Genomic DNA, 19369 nt, shown 5'->3' with positions numbered 1-19369 from the left:
TTTCGATCGCCACGTCGTCTACCGCAGACAGGCACTTCAGGAACGATGACAAATCGGCTTTACAACTGGAGTACTAGGGTGTCTTCGCGGGGAAATCTGGTTGATGATGAACAGGAAAGCCTTCTGGTCAGTGGTTACGGCCGCTCCCGCGCTCCTTCTGGTGGTGAGCGGGTTCGTCCTGTTGTCTGACCAGGACACCGGACAGAGTTCGTCCCGGCGGTTAGCCGAATACGAGGTCGCCCACGAGGTGACCGGACGCCAACCCGAACAGCTTTTCGTGCCGACCACTGTCTCCGAGGCCGCGTGGACCTGGGAAGGACCGGAGGACAGCGCGCTCCTGGAGATCCTCCCCATGCCTACGGGCGCGGTGCTGCACATGCAGGACGGGGCCGTGGAACTGGACACCCGTACCGGAGAGGAGGTGTGGAGCTACCGGCTTCTGGAAGCCGAGGCCGAGCTCGCCGTCTCGCCGGACGGATCCCTGGTCGCGGTGAGCGCGGGTGGTTCCCTCACGCTCCTGGACTCGGGAACCGGCGAGGAGGTGCGCTTCGTCGAGCACGGTGAGACCGAGGCGGGGTACCTGTCCCTCGGGGGCGGGCCTGGTGGCCGACGAAGGGCTTGTCACGGCTGGGAGCAGCGGCTCAGAAGGCGTCGTGGTCTCCTTCGACCCGTGGGAAGAGGAACCGGGTTGGCGTAACGATGACCTGGAGTGTGTGGGCGGTTCGGGTAATCCGCACGTTGAGGAGGGTTTCTCACTTCGAGCGGTGTCGTCGTGGTGTACCGGTGCGGTGCTGGCGAGCCCGTGCTGGCCAGTCTCGACACGGCCACGGCCACGGGCGCGGTCCGGTGGAGTCTGGTGCAGGGGCAGGACTTCGACGGCGACTACGAGTACCACGACGCTCCCGAAGAGGTGACCTTCGCGCCGGTGGGCGATGTGGCCGTGCTCCAGAACATGGCATCACTCCGTGGCACCGTCGTCATCGGAACCGAGGGCGGTGGGGTCCTCTCCGACTCACTCCCCAGCTAGAACGAGGACTACGTCCTGCGCATCCTTCCCAACGGGTACCTGGCGGTACGCACCGAGGACCTCGGAGACGGCGAGTGGGAGGTCCGTTTCGAGATGCGGAGTTTCTCGGGTGAGGTGCGGAAGACTGTTGTCACCGACGACGAGAGCCTGAGCAGTACCCTCTCCGGCCAGCTCGCCCTGGAGGACTCCCTGCTCAAGCTGAGGTGGTCCGAGCAGGAAGGCAATATGGAGGTCGCTGTTTTCGACTGGGATTCCGAGAGCCAGGAAACAGCGATGACGCTGCCTGTCGAGGTCGACCTCAGCGAAGTACTCAGCATCTCGCGTAGTGAACAGCTCGTGGGCCCGGGGACCTTCCAGGAAGTCCCGGAAGCCGTACTCCTGCGCGAGTACCCCAGCTCGGGAACGGCCCGCGTGGTCGGCCTGATCTGAACAGAAGGAGAGAGAAGAGCTTCTCGGCTTCCCTCCAGCGATCAGAGTCCGGCCGGGGCGGCGGCGCGCGGCCGCCGCCCCGACGGGTTCCCCTCCCGGGATCAGGCCTCGGAGCCGAACAGGTCCAGGAACTCGCAGGCGAAGGCCGCCGCGTGGGCAGCGGCGACCGGCTGCCAGAAGTCGTCGGAACCGGGGGTCTTGTCGCTGAGCATGTCCGAGATCCCGCGAATCACCAGGGCGTGGGTGCCGAAGGACAGGTAGGCGCCGTGCAGGAACCCGTAGCCCTCCATCTCCACCGCCAGCGCGTCCCCGCAGTAGCGCCGCAGCCGCTCGGCGGTGCGTGAGCGCTCGTGCCCCACGACCGTGCTGCCCGCCGCGATCGGCTTGACGAAGGCCCGCGGCGCGTCCACCCGCGGCGCGGCCAGCGACCGCCGCTGCCACCCGCCGTCCGTGACCACGTTCCTGGCCCTCTGCACGGCGTCGTTCGAGGGCGCCGCCGTCTTGGCCCGGGGCCGGAAGTCCTCCTCATCGTCCTTGCCCGTCTCGTAGTCGTAGATCGCGTCGGCGACCACGACGTCGCCGAGGCGCACGTCCTCCTTGAGCCCTCCGGCGACACCGACGAACAGGATCACCCCGGGGTCGAAGGTCGTGAGCGCCCGCTCCACGTGGACCCCAGCGCCCACGTTGCCCGGCCCGACCTGGGCCAGAGCGACCCGGCGGGTTCTACGGAAGCCGTTCAGGGTGCCGGTGCGAAACAGCGTTCCGCGTGCGTTCACCTCGCCGGAAGCGTCGGACAGGTGCCTGGCCACGGCGGTGTACTCGCTGGCGAGCGCGGTGATCACCACCGCGTCCGCCGTAGGGCCGGACCGGTTCCCGTCGCGGCCAGCGGTGCGCTGGTGCGAAGGAGCCCGGTCGGGGTGCGCTGGGTTGACGACGGTGTGCGAGCTGAAGTCACCGCCGGATATGGTCTGCTCTCCTCCGGAGAAGTGGGCTCCGTAGTGGTTGTCGTTCATCGCGCTGTCTCCACCTGTCTTCCTCGACCGGTCCACGGGGATCCGGTCCGTGGGCTAGTCGGTCTGGTCGGTCTTGCCGGGCGTTTGTGCGCCGTCGTCCGACGGGGGCTCGTTGATGGTGTTGTGCGAGCTGAAGTCACCGCCGGTGATGGTCTGCTTCCCTCCGGAGAAGTGGGCTCCGTAGTGGTTGAAGGTCTGGATGATGCGGGCGACCTGTTCGGTGTCGTATCCCGCCTCCCGCAGCACGTCGCGGACACAGACCAGCACCTTCTCCGGGATGGCCCGGGTGACGCGGCGGACGTCGTGGGACTGGAAGAGCTGCTGGAGGCCGTCCGTGGCCGCCCGCTCCCGGACGCCCATCCGTGGGGCGTAGTCGAAGAACTCCCCGTGCTCGCGGGCCCAGGCGTGCAGCCGGTCGTTTTTCCTCAGCGCGTTCCGCGACCCGACCCAGGCCAGGGCCTCGACGGGGTTGGTCCTCAGGTCGTCCACGACGCCGAGCAGGGACTGCCACGCCAGCTGGACCCACTCCTCGGCGTCGGCGCCCGTCGGGAGCGGCCCCGCGGGCATCCCGTACTCGGGGGAGATCGGGGGCATGACCAGGGTCTCCCCCTCCACGTGCAGCAGGCCTCCCTGAGTGGACAGGCGCAAGAAGACCGTGACCACCACCTGGCTCTCCCACATGCTGATCCCGACTTCCAGGAAGTGCCGGGCGCGCTCGTGGAAGACCTCCACGAAGCCCCGGACCCACTCCTTGCGCAGCCGCCACCGGTTCTGCTCGATCAGCCGTGGGGCCAGGGCCACCACGTCGTCCTGGCGGATGCCGGGAAGGAAGACGCAGTCGGCCACCTCGACCTCGCGCCGGGTGCTGCTGTGCACCCCCTCGGTTCCGGTGAGCGCGGGAAGCTCCGCGCGCAGCCTGGCATAGAGGCGCTCGACCAGGTCGGCCCCGGCGAGGGCGGGCGCAGACTCGGAGTCCTCGGTCCCGTGGACGGCGGTGGAGGGCGTGGACGGGGCGGCGGCCGGGACCCGCGCGGGTTCGCTCCGGCCGCGGTCGGGGAGGAGCTTGAGGGTCACGGGCCAGGAGTCGTAGCGCGCCCCGGCCCCGACGAAGGGCTTGAAGTCGCTGTAGAAGGCCACCGGAACGGTCCCGACGCCGCTGCCCTTCCAGGCCTGCTCCGCCCGGGCCCTGACGGCGTCCAGGGCGCTGTTGGTCCGCGCCCGGACCCAGCAGCCGAGGCCCACCGCGACGCCGACCAGGAGCAGCAGCCCCAGCCAGGCGGGGAGCAGGCTGGAGCCCTCGGGGAGTTCGGACGAGGCACCGGAACTTCCGGGGAACCCGGTCGAGGGGTCGGAGGCGTCGAACTCTCCCCCTCCGCCGACGCCCATGAACAGGGACGCGGCACCCACGCTCAGCAGCAGGTAGACGACGACCGCGCCGACCAGCCAGACGAGGCAGCCGCCGCGCGGCCTCTCGGCGCCCCGTGCAGCGCGGTAACGGCTCACGGCGCCGACGACGGCGGTCAGCACGAGGGCGCTGAAGCCCACCGCCGGGCTGAGGAGGCAGAGCACCAGGCAGGCTCCGAGGAACCAGGCGCCCGCGGTGGCCCGGACGCTCCTCGCCCGGACGCACTCCTGTGTGACCCGCGCGGCGTCCATGCCGGGTTCGCGGGCCAGGGTGCGGTGGGGGTTCTCCACGCGTTCGCGCAGGACGTCGGCGCGGAAGGCGGGGTCGGTCCAGGCCGCACAGCTCAGGCGTGAGGTGGAGTCGTACTCGGGCGCGCCCGCGGCCGCATCGACGCTCGCCGCGTCCACGCGCTGGGCCGGGCCTCGTACGTTGTTCTGTGATGGTGTCTCGGTCACGACAGGCTCCTTGGGGACACCGCGCGCAGGGGCGGCGTCCTCTGACGAGTGGTCGGGGGATGTCGGGCGGCGGGTGGCACCGCTGCCGCCCGGGGCTCTTCCCGGTCGCGGGCTGAGGCCGGAGGCCGTCAGGAGTCCAGGGAGGGCGTGTCGCCGGGAACCCGTGCGGATTCCCAGGCGGTGTCGAAGATCCGTAGGGCGAAGTCGTACAGCTCGCCCGATCGGTGCGCGACGATACACGGCGAGTGACGCCCGTGTTCGGCGCTTCGGTACAGCGTGATGAAGGCGATGTTGTCGGTGGCGACGACCCGGTAGAGGTTCGGCAGGTCGTAGAAGCGGATCTCGGTGTTCGCCCCCTCCCTCGACGCCTGGGCCAGGTAGTGGAAGTTGGCGAGCACCTGTTCGGAGAGCAGCCCGGGGCTGAACCCGGGGTCCACGGAGATCAGCTCCCTCTCCCGGCGTTCCAGCCAGTTCCCCCCGGGGCCGGGGGAGTGGGGGTCGGGCAGGAGAACCCGTACGGAGCCCGGCGGCCGTCCTCCGCCGCTCCACAACGGCGTGAAGCCGTCCCGGGTGAGTTCGTTCCCCCGCCCGACCATGACGCGCAGCCACCGTGCCCGGCCGATCTCCTCGGACAGTTCGGGCTTCGCGTCGTCCTGGTGCCGGTAGACCCGCAGAGTCCCGAGCCCGCTGAGGCGGGAGGCCGCCGACAGGAGCCACCGGCGGACCCGTCGGGACAGCAGCCATCCCAGCCCGACGGTGGCGGCGGTGGCCGCCAGGGAACTGGCGACTCCGAGCGTGAACTCCGTCAAGGCGTGCTCCTCGCGTGTGTTCCGGCGGGTCCGCGGCGTCCCGGGGGGCTTTTTCTGGTCAACTTGACCATAAGCGAGGCGATGCTTTTGGTCAAGTGGACCTTTAGTAGGATTGGTGGGATGAGTTCCAGTGCGGCGCCCGCCACTCCCAGGTTCCCGGTCTCCGTGACCGTCGACCTCGTCATATTCACCGTGCGCGACGACGCCCTGCACGTACTGCTCGTGGAACGGGGCAAGGAACCCTTCCTCGGTCGCGGCGCGCTGCCCGGCGGATACGTCCGCCCGGAGGAGGGCCTGGACGAGGCGGCCCTGCGTGAACTGGACGAGGAGACGGGGCTGGACGGGCGCAAACTGCACCTGACGCAGTTGCGGGCCTACGGCGATCCCGGCCGTGACCCCAGGGGGCGGGTCGTCACCGTGGCCTACCTGGCGCTGGGGCCGGACCTGCCCACCCCCGTCGCGGGGACCGATGCCGCCGACGCCGTCTGGACGCCGGTCGAGGAGGCGCTCGGCCCGGGTTTCGGCCTGTCCTTCGATCACGGCCGGATCCTGGCCGACGCGGTCGAGGAGGCGCGGTCCCGGCTGGAGTACACGACCGTGGCCGCGGGTTTCTGCCGGGAGCCCTTCACCATCAGCGACCTGCGCAGGGTGTACGAGGTGATCTGGGGCATCTCCTTGGACCCCAGCAACTTCCGCCGCAAGGTCACCAGGACGGCGGGCTTCGTCGAGCCCACGGGGGAGCGGCGCACGGCGGAGGCGGGCCGTCCGGCGGCCCTGTACCGGTTCGGCGGCGCCCGTGAGCTGTACCCGCCGCTCCTGCGGTCCGGTGACGTGGCGGGGGCGGGGGAGCGCGCCTGAACCGGGGACGGCAACGGGAAGTGCGCCGGAATGCGGGGACGACGGCATCGCAGAGCGGGGCCGAGCCGGGGAGCGCGCCGGAGCGGGAGCGCCGGGGGCGGGGCGCGAGCCCGTGAACGGCGCGGCGGCCTTGCCTCCGTGTTGACGCGCGGCCGGGCTTCCTCCCCGGCGAGCGGGGTAGTCGGGCCGTATGGACGCGACTCCTCAGCACCACGGCTCACCGGCAGCCCTGCCCACTGTCGCCAGCCTGTCCGAGCTGGCCGACCTCGTCCGCGGCCACGACCGCCTCTACCTGCGCTACTCGGACGGCCCCGAGTGGGACCGCCACGTCGTGAGCAAGGACTACGAGAGCGAACTCGAACTCCCCGGTCTCTCGGTCACCGTCCTCACCCCCGAGTCCTGGTGGACCCGGCCCCTGGAGGACTGGCTCTCCCGCCAGGTGCGCAAGTACGCCTCACTGGTCGAGGACGACCCGGACCGGGTGGGGTGGGTCCTCCGGGGCGACACCGTCGCCCACGGCCCCGACCACGAACCGCTCCTGGGCGGGGTGCGGCCGGTCGCCTACCTCTCCGAGGCCGTGATGGAGGAGGCGCAGCGCAGGTACCGGGAGCGCTTCGAGGCGGGCAGGAAGCCGACCGACCCGTAGCGGCCGGTCCGCTCCCCGCGCGTTTCGGCCCCCGGGGGTGGAACCGGATTCGGTCTCCGTGGTTGGCTTCGGGGTATGTTCGCTATCACCGCAGCACGCTTCGCGCCCGACGACCCCGTCTCCGCCCTGGAGGCGGGCGAACGCCCCGACCCCGAACCCCGTGAGGGGTGGACGACCGTCGACGTCAGGGCCGCGTCCCTCAACCACCACGATCTGTGGAGTCTGCGCGGCGTCGGGCTCAGCGAGGAGCGCCTGCCCATGATCCTCGGCTGCGACGCGGCCGGGGTGGACGAGGACGGCAACGAGGTCATCGTGCACGGCGTCGTCGGCGACCCGGCCGCCGGGGGAGGGAACGAGACGCGCGACCCCCGCCGGTCGCTGCTCTCGGAGATCCACGACGGCACCTTCGCCGAAAAGGTCCTGGTGCCCCGCGCCAACCTGGTGCCCAAGCCGGAGGAGCTGTCCTTCGAGGAGGCCGCCTGCCTGCCCACCGCGTGGCTGACCGCCTACAGCATGCTCTTCGGCAAGGCCGACCTGCGGCCGGGCTCCACGGTGCTCGTCCAGGGCGCCGGGGGAGGCGTGGCCGGGGCGCTCATCCGGCTGGCGTCGCAGGTGGGCCACCGGGTCTACGCCACCAGCCGCAGCGAGGAGAAGCGGACCAGGGCCCTCTCCCTGGGCGCGCACGCGGCGCTGCCCACCGGCGAGCGCCTGCCGGAGAAGGTCGACGCCGTCTTCGACTCTGTCGGCCAGGCCACGTGGGCGCACTCGCTGCGCTCCCTGAAGCCGGGCGGTGCCGTCATCACCTGCGGCGCGACCAGCGGCGACGCGCCTCCGGCCGAACTCAACCGGGTGTTCTTCCTCCAGCTGCGGGTCCTGGGCTCCACCATGGGCACCCGTGAGGAGCTGGCCGCCCTGGCCCGGATGTGCGTGCGCACCGGCATCCGGCCCGAGATCGACCGGGTGCTGCCCCTGGCACGGGCCGAGGAGGGCTTCCGGGCGATTGCCGAGGGCGAGCAGTTCGGCAAGATCGTCTTCACGGTCTGAGCGGGCCCGGCGGGGAGGCCGGGGGCGCGGCGCGCGGGTTCTGAACCGGGGTGACCTCGTGCCGGTGCCGGTGCCGGTGCCGGTGCCGGTGCCGGTGCCGGCGCCCGTGCCCGTAACCGGTGCCCGGAGTCCGCTCCGGGCGAGGCACCCCGGCGCACCGGCGCGGTTTCCGTACACGGCGGGGCCGGGGCACCCGAGGTGCCCCGGCCCCTTCGCCGTCCGCCGGTCCGCGTCCGACCCGCGTCCGTCCCGCGGTCGCCGGGCGACCATCGGGCGGACCGTCTACGCGGACCCCGCGCTACCGGCTACTCGTCGTCCTCGTCATCGTCGCGGCGGCGCTTCTTCTTGCCGTCCCGGCCCGGGCGCAGCAGCGCCTCGGCCAGGGCGAGCACCGTCTCCTCCAGGGAGGCGAACCGCTTCGTGATGTCGTCGTGCGAGTTCTCGACCGCCTCGGTGACGGTCTCCTCCAGCTCGTGCCGGTCCGGGCGCTGCTTCAGCTCGCGCAGCACCGGCGCCACGGCCGAGGTGACGTGCTCGTCGATCTCGTCCAGCTTGCCGGTGTGGTCCAGCTGCGGCCGCTCCACCAGCTCGGTCAGGCGGCGGTGCAGCTCGCTGACCTCCATGGTCTGCGGCAGCTGGTTGAGCCGCTGGTTGAGCGCCTCCAACCGGTCGTCGAGGGCCTCCATGCGGCCGTCCACGCCCTCGAAGTGCCCGCTGACGCCCTCGAACTGGCCCTCGACACCGTTGACCCGGCCGTCCAGGCCGTCCAGGCGGCCGTTGACGCCGTCCATGCGGCCGTCGATGCGGTCGAGCTTGCCCTCGACCCCCTCGAAGCTTCCCTCGAAGTGCCCCTCGAAGGTGTCGAAGCGGTCGGTGAGGCGGCCCAGCTCGTGGTCCACCTTGCCGGTGATCTGCGCCAGGTGGTTGTCGACCTTGCCGGTCAGGGCCTCGCGCTGGCGCTCCAGACGCTCGTCCAGAGCCGTCCGGTGCGCCTCCACCCGCTCGGTGAGCGACTCGGTCAGCGTCCGCGAACGCTCCTCGGACTCGGTGGCGAGCCGGTCGCCGCTCTCCTGGACGAACGTCCGCAGCTCGGCGAAGTCGGAGGTGACGCGCTCGGCGTCCTCGGCGATGCGGGCGCCCAGGGCGTCGGTGCGCTCGGTCACCGCCTCGCGCAGGCGCTCGGAGGCGGCCTCCGCCTGCTCCCGGGTCTCGGTGCGGCCCAGCTCCATCTGCTCGTTGAGCTCGGACAGGCGCTGGCGCAGGTGGGTGCGCAGCTCGGTGAGCGAGGACTCGTGGTCCTCGCGGAGCTTGGCGAGCGCGCCGGTGACGTCGGCGACCGCGGCGGTGGTCTCGGCGTTGTTCTCCTCGGCCTGGGTGCTGAGGTAGCCGACGCTCTCGGTCAGCTTGGCGGCGAGGGCCTCGTGGCGCTCGGTGGAGGAGGTGGACAGGGCGCCCAGCTCCTCGGCCAGGGCGGCGGTGCGCTCGCCCAGCTCGCCGGTGTTCTCCTGGAGGCGCGACAGCAGCGTCTCGTGCTGTTCGGCGGTCCGCTCCTCCATCGAGGTGCGCAGGCGCTCGGTGCGCTCCTCCACGAGTGTGCGCAGCTCGCCGTTGGCCTGCTCGGCCTTGGCGGCGGCCTCCTCGGCCTTGGCCGCGACGGTCTCGCCCAGGCGGGCGTCGGCGGCGGCCAGGGCCTCACGGCTCTCACTGACGGCGGTGGTGAGGCTCTCACGGCTCTCGTTGACGGTGGCGGTGAGGCTCTCGCGGCTCGCGGCCACGGCCTCGGCCAGCTCGGTGCGGCCCTCGGCCAGGGCCTCGGAGATCTCGGTCCGCCCGCCGACCAGCGCCTCGGCCAGTTCGGTGCGGCTCTCGCCGACCGCGGCGGTGAGGGCCTCGTGGCGGCTCTCCGACGACTCCGAGAGCGCGGACAGCGACGCCTGCACGGCCTCGGTCCTGGCGGTCAGGGAGGCCAGCGCGGTGTCGAGGGCGTCCAGGCGGGAGCCGAACGTCTCGCTCAGCCCGTCCAGGCGGGCGCCGAGGGTCTCGCCGAGTCCGTTCAGGCGGGTGTCGAGGCTCTCATCCAGCCCGTTCAGGCGCTCGCCCAGCTCGTTGGCCTGCTCGGAGGTGCGGTTGCCCGTCTCGGCCATCCGCTGGAGGCGGGTGAGCGCGGTGTCCAGGTGACCGGCGATGCGGTGGGTGTCCGCGCGCAGGGAGGGCAGGTCCGACAGGGGCTTGACCTGCTGGGCGACGACCTCGATGTGCTCGGCGAGGGTCTCCGCCCACTCCGGCGGCCGGGCGAGGAACTCGTCGACGCGGCCGTTGACCGTGGCGACCGACTCGGTGAGGGCGGTGAGCTCGCGCTCGCGCAGCTCGCGGAGCAGCCACTCCATGCCCTCCAGGCGCTGGCGCATCTCCTCGCTGACGGCGCCCTGCGACTTCTGCTCGGAGACGTGCTCCTGGGCGGCCTGGGAGAGCAGGTCACGCATGCGGTCGGAGATCCCCGCCTGACCTCCTCCGTTGAGGAAGTTGTGATTGGTCTGTTCCACCGAGGTGCTCCTTATTTTTCTGGCGCTCCCGTACCCGTCCGGGAGGAGTGGACGGTGGGTTCCGGACGGCTCGGGTTCTCGATGGTCCCCGGGTGGGTGGTGTCTTTGCACCAGTACGGCCTCATCGTGACTGGAGTGTGACTGAGCGTATACACGTGAGGCAAGGCCCGTGCTCCGGCTGAACCGCGGGGGGCGGGTCAACGATCACGGCCTTCCGGGTGAATCCATGAGAAGGGAAAGAATTCGCGCCGCCAGTTTAACGACACGCACCGCTCCTCCCCCAGGGGACCGCCAAAGATCTGGGTGGGGAAGGTAACGATCTGGCCCGATGTCGTGATCCGCGGCCCCAGTGTGCACTCCAGCCACCTCGTCCACGGTTGTCCACGGGCGGGAACGGACCCTGTCCACAGGCGGGAACGAACCCTTGCGAGCCGGTCGCGGGGCGGTGGACACTCGAACACGGGGGCGGCGCACCCGCCCCGCGGGGGCGCGCGGCGCCCCCGGATTCCAGCCTAGGGCGGAGCCGCCGGGGCCCACCAGCCCCGCGCCCTACCTGTGGACAACCGGGCCCCTGGACACCGGCACGCACTCCCCGGAAACGGGGGCCCTGTGCCCCGTCGGGGGGCGGCGCACCCGCCCCCCGTGGGACGCGGGGGCCCTGGTCCGCGCCGTTCACACCATGTCGGCCAGTACGCCGGCGAGCAGGTCGGGTCGTTGCAGGGGGATGCCGTGACCGCACCCCGGGACGGAGACCAGCCGGGAACCCGGAAGGGCGTCGTGGACGAGGCGCGCCGAAGCGCGCACCAGGCCCCGCTCCCGTTCCCCGACCATCACCAGCGCCGGGTTCGGGAAGTCGGACCAACCGGGAGGAAGGGTGAAGCGGATGTTCTCGCCGACGCTCGCGAGCAGGGTCGCGCGGCTCGTGCGGGCGCTGTCGCGGAGGTAGTCCTCCAGAAGCGCCTCGGGAACGAACAGCTCCCTGGCCTGGAGCCGGGCGAACCACCGTCGTCGCGCGAGCGGCGCGCTCACGGCGAGCAGGCCCAGGGTCGCGCCCGGGAACCGGAGGGGGCGGGCCTGGGCACTCACCACGACGGCTCCGGTGACCAGGTCGGGGCGGGCCGCGGCCAGGAGCGTCGTGAGCTGTGCTCCCAGGGAGAACCCGGCGACCAGCGCGCCGTGCGGCGCGCGTTCCTCCAGGACCCCCACCAGGGTCCGAACGGTCTCTTCGTGGGACCGGTACGCCCCGTCCGCGCCGCGCCCGTGGCCGGGGAGGTCGGGGATGATCACACGGGCCGCGTCCCCGAGCCGTTCCAGCGTGGGGCGCCACATCCACCCCGCGACGCCGCCGCCGTGCAGCAACAGGACCGGGGGTGCGTGTGCGGCACCGGCTTCAAGGACGTACATGCCCCCATCCTCCACGGTCGGTGCACCTAGTCCCGGGCCGGGGCTCCCCCCGGGTCGAGGCTTGCCCCCGGACCGAGGCGTCATCCAGGGCCGGGGCTCACCCCCGGGCCGGGGCGTCGACCTCGCGGCACAGCAGGCAGAAGGGCCGCTCGCCGATCCGGGTGAGCACGACCGTCACCGACTCCGGGCCCGAGGCGCGCAGGTCCCGGCGCAGCTTCTCGGTGTCCACCGCCGAGCCCCGTTTCTTGACGGTCACCGTCCCCGCCCCGAGGCCGCGCACCGCCGAGCGCAGCCGCTTCAGCGAGAACGGCAGCACCTCCACCACCTCCAGCACCCGCCACAGCGGCGAGAGCACCGCCCTGTCCGCCGTGAAGTACGCGATCCGCTCGTCCAGCAGGGCGCCGTCCACCCGCGCCGCCGCCTCCGCCACCAGATGCGAGCGCACCACGGCCGGGTCCGGGTCGTACAGGTAGCGCCGGGCCGCCGCCACCGGCGCCGGGCCCAGGCCGGGGTCGGCGTCCAGGTGCGCCACCGCGCCCTCGCGGGCGAGCAGCCCCTCGCGCTCGTGCAGCACCGTCGCCCGGCGCCGCGGCCCGTCGGCCAGCGCGCCGAACCACAGGGCGGTCTCCTTCAGCTCCCCGTCCACCGAGATCCACTCGGCCGCCGCGTCACCGGGCAGCGCCTCGTGCGGGATGCCCGGCGCGGCCTTGAGGCAGGCCGCCTCCGCCCCCTCGGCCAGGTCCACGGCCGTGTCCCACGGCGGGGAGTAGGCCGAGGGGTCGAACACCCGGCCGCGCCCGCCCCGCCGGGCAGGGTCGCAGAACAGCAGCGGGTACCGGCCGGGCGCGGTCGCGGAGGCGTCGCCCTCGCGGACCCGGGCCAGCCCGGACAGGCCCAGGGCCGCGATGTTGGCGCGGGCCACCGCGACCGTGAGGGGATCGGCGTCCACGCCCTCGACCGGAACGCCGCGCGCGGCCAGGGCCAGCAGGTCCGCGCCGACCCCGCAGCACAGGTCGCCCGCGGTGGCGCCGTCCGGGCTCCGTCCCGACGGTCCGGCCGGTCCGAACGCCCCGGCCATGCGCTCCGCGCGGTAGTCGGCCACCACGCGCCGGGTGGACTGCTCCAGCCCGTTGGGGGTGAAGAACATCCGCGGCGCGAGTCCGCCGAACTTGGCCCGCCCGCGTTCGCGCAGGGAGACCTGGGTCAGGACGGCGTTTACCAGCTCGGAGACGGGTAGACCGGGGTCGAGGGCGGCCACGCGCGGGTCACCGCGCAGCAGCGAGGCCGCGGCGAGCTGGTCCCCGGCGGCGGCCTTCGGGTCCACCCCCGCCAGGACCTCCCGGCCCGCGTCGGTGAGCAGGGCCTCGAAGGCGGCCAGGCGCATGGGTTCCCCCCGGGCGTCGAAGGAGCGGTGTGCTGACGCGGCCGCGTACCGCCCCGGCGGGAGGAGCCCCTCGCGGAACTCCCCGACCGGGGGTCACGGTCACATTTCCATTCTGGCACTCTCGGGGGTAGAGTGCTAACCGCGACGAGGCCGGTCTGGCACCCGCGACGACAGGCCGCCGTGGTCGCCCCTTTTTCGTAGCCGGTCCGTGCACCAGTGCGGGCCGAAATCAGTACACCGAAACCTTGAAGGGGGAGGTCACACCGTGTCGACCGCCACCAAGACCGTGCTGAAGCCGCTCGAGGACCGCGTCGTGGTCCGGACGCTGGAGGCCGAGCAGACCACCGCTTCCGGTCTGGTCATCCCGGACACCGCCAAGGAGAAGCCCCAGGAGGGCGAGGTCCTGGCCGTGGGCCCGGGCCGCTGGGACGACGAGGGCGAGAACCGCATCCCGCTGGACGTGAAGGTCGGCGACGTCGTCCTGTACAGCAAGTACGGCGGCACCGAGGTCAAGTACGACGGCGAGGAGTACCTGGTGCTCTCCGCCCGCGACCTTCTCGCCGTCGTCGAGAAGTAGGCCTCCGCGGGGCCCGCTCCAACGGGCCCGGAGCCATCCGCATCCCGCACCGGTCGGCGTACAGCCGGGCGGGCGGGATGCTCTCTTTCGACCGGCCTGAAGAGGAAGCACCCACATGCCGAAGATCCTGGAGTTCGAGGACGACGCCCGTCGCGCCCTCGAGCGGGGCGTCGACCGCCTCGCCAACGCCGTCAAGGTGACGCTCGGCCCGCGCGGTCGCAACGTCGTCATCGACAAGAAGTTCGGCGCCCCCACCATCACGAACGACGGCGTGACCGTCGCCCGTGAGGTCGAGCTGGACGACCCCTACGAGAACCTGGGCGCCCAGCTGGTCAAGGAGGTCGCCACCAAGACCAACGACGCCGCCGGTGACGGCACCACCACCGCGACCGTCCTGGCCCAGGCCCTCGTCCGCGAGGGTCTGCGCAGCGTGGCCGCCGGCGCCTCCCCGATGTCCCTGAAGAAGGGCATCGACGCCGCCGCCGCCAAGGTGTCGGAGATCCTCCTGGAGCGCGCCCGCCCCGTCGAGGAGCGTGCGGACATCGCCTACGTCGCCACCAACTCCGCCCAGGACGCCCAGATCGGCGACCTGATCGCCGAGGCGTTCGACAAGGTCGGCAAGGACGGCGTCATCACGGTGGAGGAGGCCCCGACCTTCGGTCTGGACCTGGACTTCACCGAGGGCCTCCAGTTCGACAAGGGCTACGTCTCGCCCTACTTCGTCACCGACGGCGACCGCCAGGAGGCGGTGCTGGAGGACGCGCTGATCCTGATCAACCAGGGCAAGATCAGCAGCCTCAACGACCTGCTGCCCGTGCTGGAGAAGGTCGTCCAGAGCAAGAAGCCCCTGCTCATCATCGCCGAGGACATCGACGGTGACGCGCTGGGCGCCCTGGTGCTCAACAAGATCCGCGGCACCCTCAACGTCGCCGCGGTCAAGGCGCCCGGCTTCGGCGAGCGCCGCAAGGCCATGCTCCAGGACATCGCGGTCCTCACCGGCGGCCAGGTCGTCGCCGAGGAGGTCGGCCTGACCCTGGAGAACGTGGACCTCGACGCGCTGGGCGGCGCCCGCCGCGTCACGATCACCAAGGACGCCACCACGATCGTGGACGGCGCCGGGGAGCAGTCCGAGGTCGAGGACCGCGTCCGCCAGATCCGCAAGGAGATCGAGGCGAGCGACTCCGACTGGGACCGCGAGAAGCTCCAGGAGCGCCTGGCCAAGCTCGCGGGCGGCGTCTCCGTCCTGCGGGTCGGTGCCGCCACCGAGGTGGAGCTCAAGGAGAAGAAGCACCGCCTGGAGGACGCCATCTCGGCGACCCGCGCGGCCATCGAGGAGGGTATCGTCGCCGGTGGCGGCGCCTCCCTGGTGCACGCCTCCAAGGCGCTGGACTCGGCCGACCTCGGCCTGGAGGGCGACGAGGCCACCGGTGTGGCGATCGTGCGCCGCGCCCTGGTCGAGCCCGCCCGGTGGATCGCGGAGAACGCGGGCGCCGAGGGCTACGTGGTCACCCACCGCGTGTCGGAGCTGGAGGTCGGCCACGGCTACAACGCCGCGACCGGCACCTACGGCGACCTGACCTCGCAGGGCATCCTCGACCCGGTCAAGGTGTCCCGCTCCGCCGTGCAGAACGCCGCCTCCATCGCGGGCATGCTGCTGACCACCGAGGTCCTGGTGGCGGACAAGCCCGAGGACGAGGAGGACGACGGGCACGGCCACAGCCACTAGGCCCGGCGCCCGGTCCCCGGGCCGTCAGGGCCCGCGGGGCCGAGGGCCTTCGGGGGGCGGAGCGCTTGCTCCGCCCCCCGCTCACTATCACGCACGTCACAGGTTTCCCCCGGCGGCGCAGATGTTTTCGGGTGATTTTCCCGAAACGTGACCATTCTGTAGTTGCCGATCCGAGTGGTTCAGTCCGGCGGTGGGGGCATCATTCCTAGCGTGACGGTGACGGATGCAGGCGCCCGGGGGCAACGGGACCACACGGGGTTGAACCATCTGGGATCGCTGGCGGTCCGGGGGGACGACGGGGCGATGGACTCGCTGCTGCGCGAGGTCCGCCCCATGGTGGTCCGGTACTGCCGTGCCCGCCTGGCCCGGGTCTCGGGGCTGGCCCACTACTCCGACGACGTGGCCCAGGAGGTGTGTATCGCCCTGCTCTCGGCGATACCGCGCTACCAGGACCGCGGCCGCCCCTTCGCGGCCTTCGTGTTCGGCATAGCGGCCCACAAGGTGGCCGACACCCTGCGCGGCGCGGGCAGGGTCGAGACGGTGCCCACCGACTCCGTGCCCGAGCGCCCCGACGAGGGCCCGGGGCCCGAGGAGTCGGCCGTGCGGGTGATCGAGGCCCAGCGGGCCCGGGAGCTTCTCGACGAGCTGCCCGAACAACAGCGCAAACTGCTGGTCATGAGGGTGATCGCAGGACTTACGGCGGATGAGACGGGACATGTCCTTGGAATGTCGGCGGGAGCGGTACGGGTTGCCCAGCACCGAGCTATTGCTCGGCTTCGGCAGGTGGCCGTGGCGAACCGCCTCGTCCCCTGAGCACTCCGGACGCCCCCGGCCCGGACGCCGCCGGTGCCCCGACCGCCCCCGCGTACGCGGGTACTGCCGCGCCCTCGGGCCGTCGGGCTACCTCCGCCCCTAGTGCCGCCCGTTTCCCGAGGCGCGTGCCACGGATCGGGTCATGGGGTGACCACCTCATGTGACCCGTTGTGCGGCGACCGCCCCCGGGGCCGCGGCGACGGCTCGGAACGGCTCCGACCACCGTCCCCTCTCGCCCGGGTGCGGCGGAGGCGGGGTAGGACCCCGGAACCCCTGGGCCGTAGGAGGTCCCGCGTGCGGAACGGGGGCGCGGAGGGGATCGCGCAAACCGTGAGGCTGGTCACTTTCAGCCCGGGGTGACGGGTCAAACACCCCGTTCCACCGGGGGAGCACGGGACCACGACCTAGGATGAGACGACACGCGAGGGCGAGACCGCGCAGGTGTGCCGGGAAAGCGGAGGTTGTGTCATGGGCCAGAGCCAGGAGTACAGCGACTACGGGGACAAACTGCTTCCCCCCGGGCTGACCTACGACGACGTCCTGCTGGTCCCGGCCTACTCCGATCTCCAGCCGGGCGAGGTCGACACCACCACCCGCCTGTCCCGCAACCTCACGCTGCGCATCCCGCTGCTCTCCGCGGCGATGGATACCGTCACCGAGGCCCGCATGGCCGTGGCGATGGCCCGCCAGGGCGGCGCGGGCGTCCTGCACCGCAACCTCTCCGTCGAGGACCAGGCCAGCCAGGTGGACCTGGTCAAGCGCTCCGAGGCGGGCATGGTCACAGACCCGGTCACCTGTCAGCCCGAGGACACCCTCGCCGAGGTCGAGCGCCTGTGCGCCCACTACCGGATCTCCGGCGTACCCGTCACCGACGGCGCCGGAACCCTGGTCGGCATCGTCACCAACCGGGACATGCGCTTCGAGAGCGACCGCGACCGCCTGGTCCGCGACGTGATGACCACGGAGAACCTGGTCACCGCTCCCGTCGGCGTCAGCCGCGAGCAGGCCTTCGACCTGCTGCGCAGGCACAAGGTCGAGAAGCTGCCGCTGGTCGACGGCCAGAACCGGCTGCGCGGCCTGATCACCGTCAAGGACTTCATCAAGAGCGAGCAGTACCCCGACGCCACCAAGGACGCCGACGGCCGCCTCGTCGTCGGCGGCGCCGTGGGCGTGGGCGCCGAGGCCGAGGAGCGCGCCAAGCGGCTCGTGGAGGCCGGTGTCGACTTCATCGTCGTGGACACCGCCCACGGCCACTCCTCGGGGCTCGCGGACATGATCGCCAAGCTCAAGGCCAACTCGCGCGCCGACATCGTCGCGGGCAACGTCGCCACCCGCGCCGGGGCGCAGCTGCTCATCGACGCCGGAGCCGACGCCGTCAAGGTCGGCGTGGGCCCGGGCTCCATCTGCACCACGCGGGTCGTGGCCGGTGTGGGCGCGCCGCAGCTCACCGCCATCCTGGAGGCCGCCAAGGCGTGCGGCCCGGCGGGCGTCCCGCTCATCGCCGACGGCGGGCTCCAGTACTCCGGCGAGATCGCCAAGGCCATCGCGGCCGGTGCCAGCACCGTGATGCTCGGCAGCCTGCTCGCGGGCGTGGAGGAGAGCCCCGGCGAGCTGATCTTCATCAACGGCAAGCAGTTCAAGGCCTACCGCGGCATGGGCTCGCTCGGCGCCATGCGCGGCCGCTCCTTCTCCAAGGACCGCTACGCGCAGGCCGACGTGGCCACCGAGGACAAGCTGGTCCCCGAGGGCATCGAGGGCCAGGTGCCCTTCCGCGGCCCGCTCCAGGCGGTCGCCCACCAGCTCGTCGGCGGTCTGCACCAGTCCATGTGGTACGCCGGGACCCGCACGGTGGCCGAGCTGCGCGAGCGCGGCCAGCTGATGCGCATCACCAGCGCCGGTCTGCGCGAGAGCCACCCGCACGACATCAAGATGACGGTCGAGGCGCCCAACTACAACGCCCGCTGACGCGGTGGCCGGGCGGCCCGGCGCCGCCCGCCTCCGGGGTCGATAGACTCACGGCGGCAGGAAACGCGCCGGTAGACCGTCCGGCGAGGCACGTCAGAGGGGATCGAAACGTTGGCTCAGGTGGAGATCGGGCTGGGCAAGAACGGACGCCGGGCCTACGAGCTCGACGAGATCGGGATCGTGCCCGCCCGGCGGACGCGGGACCCGGAGGAGGTGTCCATCGCCTGGCAGATCGACGCCTACCGGTTCGAGACTCCGCTCGTGGTCAGCCCCATGGACAGCGTGTCCTCGCCCCGGACCGTCGTGGCCGTGGGCGAGCAGGGCGGCCTCGGCGTGCTCGACCTCGAAGGGCTCTGGACCCGCTACGAGGACCCGGAGCCGCTGCTCCAGGAGATCCGCGAGCTCGACGACGTCGCCGCCACCCAGCGGCTCCAGGAGATCTACGCGGCGCCCATCCAGGAGGAGCTGATCGGCCGCCGGATCGAGGAGATCCGCGACGCGGGCCTGGTCACCGCCGCCCGGCTGTCGCCGCAGCGCACCGCCCAGTACCACAAGGCGGTCGTGGACGCGGGCGTGGACATCTTCGTGATCCGCGGCACCACGGTGTCGGCCGAGCACGTGTCCGGCCGCGCCGAGCCGCTCAACCTCAAGCAGTTCATCCACGAGCTGGACGTGCCGGTCGTGGTCGGCGGCTGCGCCACCTACACGGCGGCGCTGCACCTGATGCGCACCGGCGCCGCGGGCGTGCTGGTCGGCTTCGGCGGCGGATCGGGCCACACCACCCGCTCCGTGCTGGGCGTGGCCGTGCCGATGGCCAGCGCCATCGGCGACGTGGCCGCGGCCCGCCGCGACTACCTGGACGAGTCCGGCGGCCGGTACGTGCACGTCATCGCCGACGGTGGCATGACCGGCAGCGGCGACATCGCCAAGGCCCTGGCCTGCGGCGCCGACGCGGTCATGGTGGGCTCCCCGCTCGCGCGCGCCACCGAGGCGCCCGGCGGCGGCTACCACTGGGGCAGCGAGGCGCACCACAACGAGCTGCCGCGCGGCGAGCGCCTCCACGTCGGCACGATCGGCGACCTGAAGTCGATCCTGCACGGCCCGGCCTCCACCAGCGACGGTTCCATGAACCTCATGGGTGCTCTTCGTCGCACGATGGCCACCTCCGGCTACACCGACCTCAAGGAGTTCCAGCGGGTCGAGGTCGTGGTCAACCCGCACTAGAGGGGTGTGTTCGCCCAGGACACGGACCTGAAAGGGCCGCGTCGGCC

The 19369-nt window shown here is 72.1% G+C and carries 17 protein-coding genes; 11 read left to right on the top strand and 6 right to left on the bottom strand.

The window, feature by feature from the left end:
* Positions 1–277 precede the first annotated feature (277 nt).
* The 3 genes from AC0VX6_RS24170 (at position 278) to AC0VX6_RS24160 (ending at position 1456) form a co-directional block, all read left to right on the top strand.
* On the top strand, positions 278–697 hold the full coding sequence (locus AC0VX6_RS24170) for a YncE family protein (protein WP_274974794.1): 420 nt from the start codon (positions 278–280) through the stop codon (positions 695–697).
* Positions 698–802: 105 nt separating this feature from the next.
* Positions 803–1027: a hypothetical protein gene (locus tag AC0VX6_RS24165; RefSeq protein ID WP_274974793.1), complete on the top strand. Its 225-nt coding sequence runs from the start codon at positions 803–805 to the stop codon at positions 1025–1027.
* A gap of 114 nt (positions 1028–1141) precedes the next feature.
* Positions 1142–1456: a hypothetical protein gene (locus AC0VX6_RS24160; RefSeq protein WP_274974792.1), complete on the top strand. Its 315-nt coding sequence runs from the start codon at positions 1142–1144 to the stop codon at positions 1454–1456.
* Between the two features lie 101 nt (positions 1457–1557).
* Here the strand turns inward: AC0VX6_RS24160 and AC0VX6_RS24155 are convergent, their stop codons facing one another.
* The 3 genes from AC0VX6_RS24155 to AC0VX6_RS24145 form a co-directional block, all read right to left on the bottom strand.
* Positions 1558–2469, bottom strand: coding sequence for a 5'-methylthioadenosine/S-adenosylhomocysteine nucleosidase family protein (locus AC0VX6_RS24155; protein ID WP_475466183.1), 912 nt, complete (start codon positions 2467–2469; stop codon positions 1558–1560).
* A gap of 54 nt (positions 2470–2523) precedes the next feature.
* A complete protein-coding gene (locus AC0VX6_RS24150; protein WP_475466182.1) occupies positions 2524–4329 on the bottom strand; it encodes a hypothetical protein in 1806 nt (601 codons plus the stop codon).
* 128 nt (positions 4330–4457) lie between these two features.
* Positions 4458–5138 carry a hypothetical protein gene (locus tag AC0VX6_RS24145; protein ID WP_274974789.1) on the bottom strand — a complete coding sequence of 227 codons (681 nt, stop codon included), beginning with the start codon at positions 5136–5138 and terminating at the stop codon, positions 4458–4460.
* 120 nt (positions 5139–5258) lie between these two features.
* On the opposite strand from AC0VX6_RS24145, the gene AC0VX6_RS24140 reads away from it, so the two are divergent.
* From AC0VX6_RS24140 to AC0VX6_RS24130, 3 genes are all read left to right on the top strand, one after another.
* Positions 5259–5996 (top strand): NUDIX hydrolase, encoded by a 738-nt coding sequence (locus AC0VX6_RS24140; protein ID WP_274974788.1) that lies wholly within the window; start codon positions 5259–5261, stop codon positions 5994–5996.
* A 190-nt stretch (positions 5997–6186) separates the two neighbouring features.
* On the top strand, positions 6187–6642 hold the full coding sequence (locus tag AC0VX6_RS24135; protein WP_475466179.1) for a DUF6098 family protein: 456 nt from the start codon (positions 6187–6189) through the stop codon (positions 6640–6642).
* Positions 6643–6717: 75 nt separating this feature from the next.
* The gene (locus AC0VX6_RS24130) at positions 6718–7686 is read left to right on the top strand and encodes a zinc-binding dehydrogenase (protein ID WP_475466177.1); all 969 of its coding nucleotides are present in this window, start codon (positions 6718–6720) and stop codon (positions 7684–7686) included.
* A gap of 305 nt (positions 7687–7991) precedes the next feature.
* On the opposite strand, the gene AC0VX6_RS24125 is transcribed toward AC0VX6_RS24130, so the two are convergent.
* The 3 genes from AC0VX6_RS24125 to AC0VX6_RS24115 all read right to left on the bottom strand — a co-directional run bounded on the left by AC0VX6_RS24125 (position 7992) and on the right by AC0VX6_RS24115 (position 13017).
* Positions 7992–10229 carry an apolipoprotein A-IV repeat region-like domain-containing protein gene (locus AC0VX6_RS24125; protein WP_475466175.1) on the bottom strand — a complete coding sequence of 746 codons (2238 nt, stop codon included), beginning with the start codon at positions 10227–10229 and terminating at the stop codon, positions 7992–7994.
* Positions 10230–10901: 672 nt separating this feature from the next.
* Positions 10902–11633 carry an alpha/beta fold hydrolase gene (locus AC0VX6_RS24120; RefSeq protein ID WP_274974784.1) on the bottom strand — a complete coding sequence of 244 codons (732 nt, stop codon included), beginning with the start codon at positions 11631–11633 and terminating at the stop codon, positions 10902–10904.
* A gap of 97 nt (positions 11634–11730) precedes the next feature.
* A complete protein-coding gene (locus AC0VX6_RS24115) occupies positions 11731–13017 on the bottom strand; it encodes a class I SAM-dependent methyltransferase (RefSeq protein ID WP_475466173.1) in 1287 nt (428 codons plus the stop codon).
* A 265-nt stretch (positions 13018–13282) separates the two neighbouring features.
* Here AC0VX6_RS24115 and groES point away from each other — a divergent pair, with 265 nt between their 5' ends.
* From groES to AC0VX6_RS24090, 5 genes are all read left to right on the top strand, one after another.
* Complete coding sequence (gene groES / locus AC0VX6_RS24110; protein ID WP_013155030.1) at positions 13283–13594, top strand: co-chaperone GroES; 312 nt, start codon at positions 13283–13285, stop codon at positions 13592–13594.
* A gap of 115 nt (positions 13595–13709) precedes the next feature.
* Positions 13710–15320: a chaperonin GroEL gene (gene groL / locus AC0VX6_RS24105; RefSeq protein ID WP_248772062.1), complete on the top strand. Its 1611-nt coding sequence runs from the start codon at positions 13710–13712 to the stop codon at positions 15318–15320.
* Between the two features lie 216 nt (positions 15321–15536).
* Positions 15537–16133 (top strand): sigma-70 family RNA polymerase sigma factor, encoded by a 597-nt coding sequence (locus tag AC0VX6_RS24100; RefSeq protein ID WP_013155028.1) that lies wholly within the window; start codon positions 15537–15539, stop codon positions 16131–16133.
* A gap of 468 nt (positions 16134–16601) precedes the next feature.
* Positions 16602–18098: an IMP dehydrogenase gene (gene guaB, locus AC0VX6_RS24095; RefSeq protein WP_274974782.1), complete on the top strand. Its 1497-nt coding sequence runs from the start codon at positions 16602–16604 to the stop codon at positions 18096–18098.
* Between the two features lie 120 nt (positions 18099–18218).
* Entirely contained in the window at positions 18219–19322 is a 1104-nt protein-coding gene (locus AC0VX6_RS24090) for a GuaB3 family IMP dehydrogenase-related protein (RefSeq protein ID WP_047868966.1), read from the top strand.
* The last annotated feature ends 47 nt before the right edge of the window (positions 19323–19369 follow it).

The sequence above is a fragment of the Nocardiopsis sp. iso_25 genome, from assembly GCF_056173305.1.
Note: the sequence above shows the minus strand (reverse complement) of the source record. Positions and strands in the feature narration are given on the sequence as shown.

Bases quoted from the DNA above. Each gene is read 5' to 3' on its own strand.
- AC0VX6_RS24120 (WP_274974784.1), bottom strand. From the start codon at position 11,633: ATGTACGTCCTTGAAGCCGGTGCCGCACACGCACCCCCGGTCCTGTTG.
- AC0VX6_RS24115 (WP_475466173.1), bottom strand. From the start codon at position 13,017: ATGCGCCTGGCCGCCTTCGAGGCCCTGCTCACCGACGCGGGCCGGGAG.
- guaB (WP_274974782.1), top strand. From the start codon at position 16,602: ATGGGCCAGAGCCAGGAGTACAGCGACTACGGGGACAAACTGCTTCCC.
- AC0VX6_RS24140 (WP_274974788.1), top strand. From the start codon at position 5,259: ATGAGTTCCAGTGCGGCGCCCGCCACTCCCAGGTTCCCGGTCTCCGTG.
- groL (WP_248772062.1), top strand. From the start codon at position 13,710: ATGCCGAAGATCCTGGAGTTCGAGGACGACGCCCGTCGCGCCCTCGAG.
- AC0VX6_RS24130 (WP_475466177.1), top strand. From the start codon at position 6,718: ATGTTCGCTATCACCGCAGCACGCTTCGCGCCCGACGACCCCGTCTCC.
- AC0VX6_RS24135 (WP_475466179.1), top strand. From the start codon at position 6,187: ATGGACGCGACTCCTCAGCACCACGGCTCACCGGCAGCCCTGCCCACT.
- AC0VX6_RS24155 (WP_475466183.1), bottom strand. From the start codon at position 2,469: ATGAACGACAACCACTACGGAGCCCACTTCTCCGGAGGAGAGCAGACC.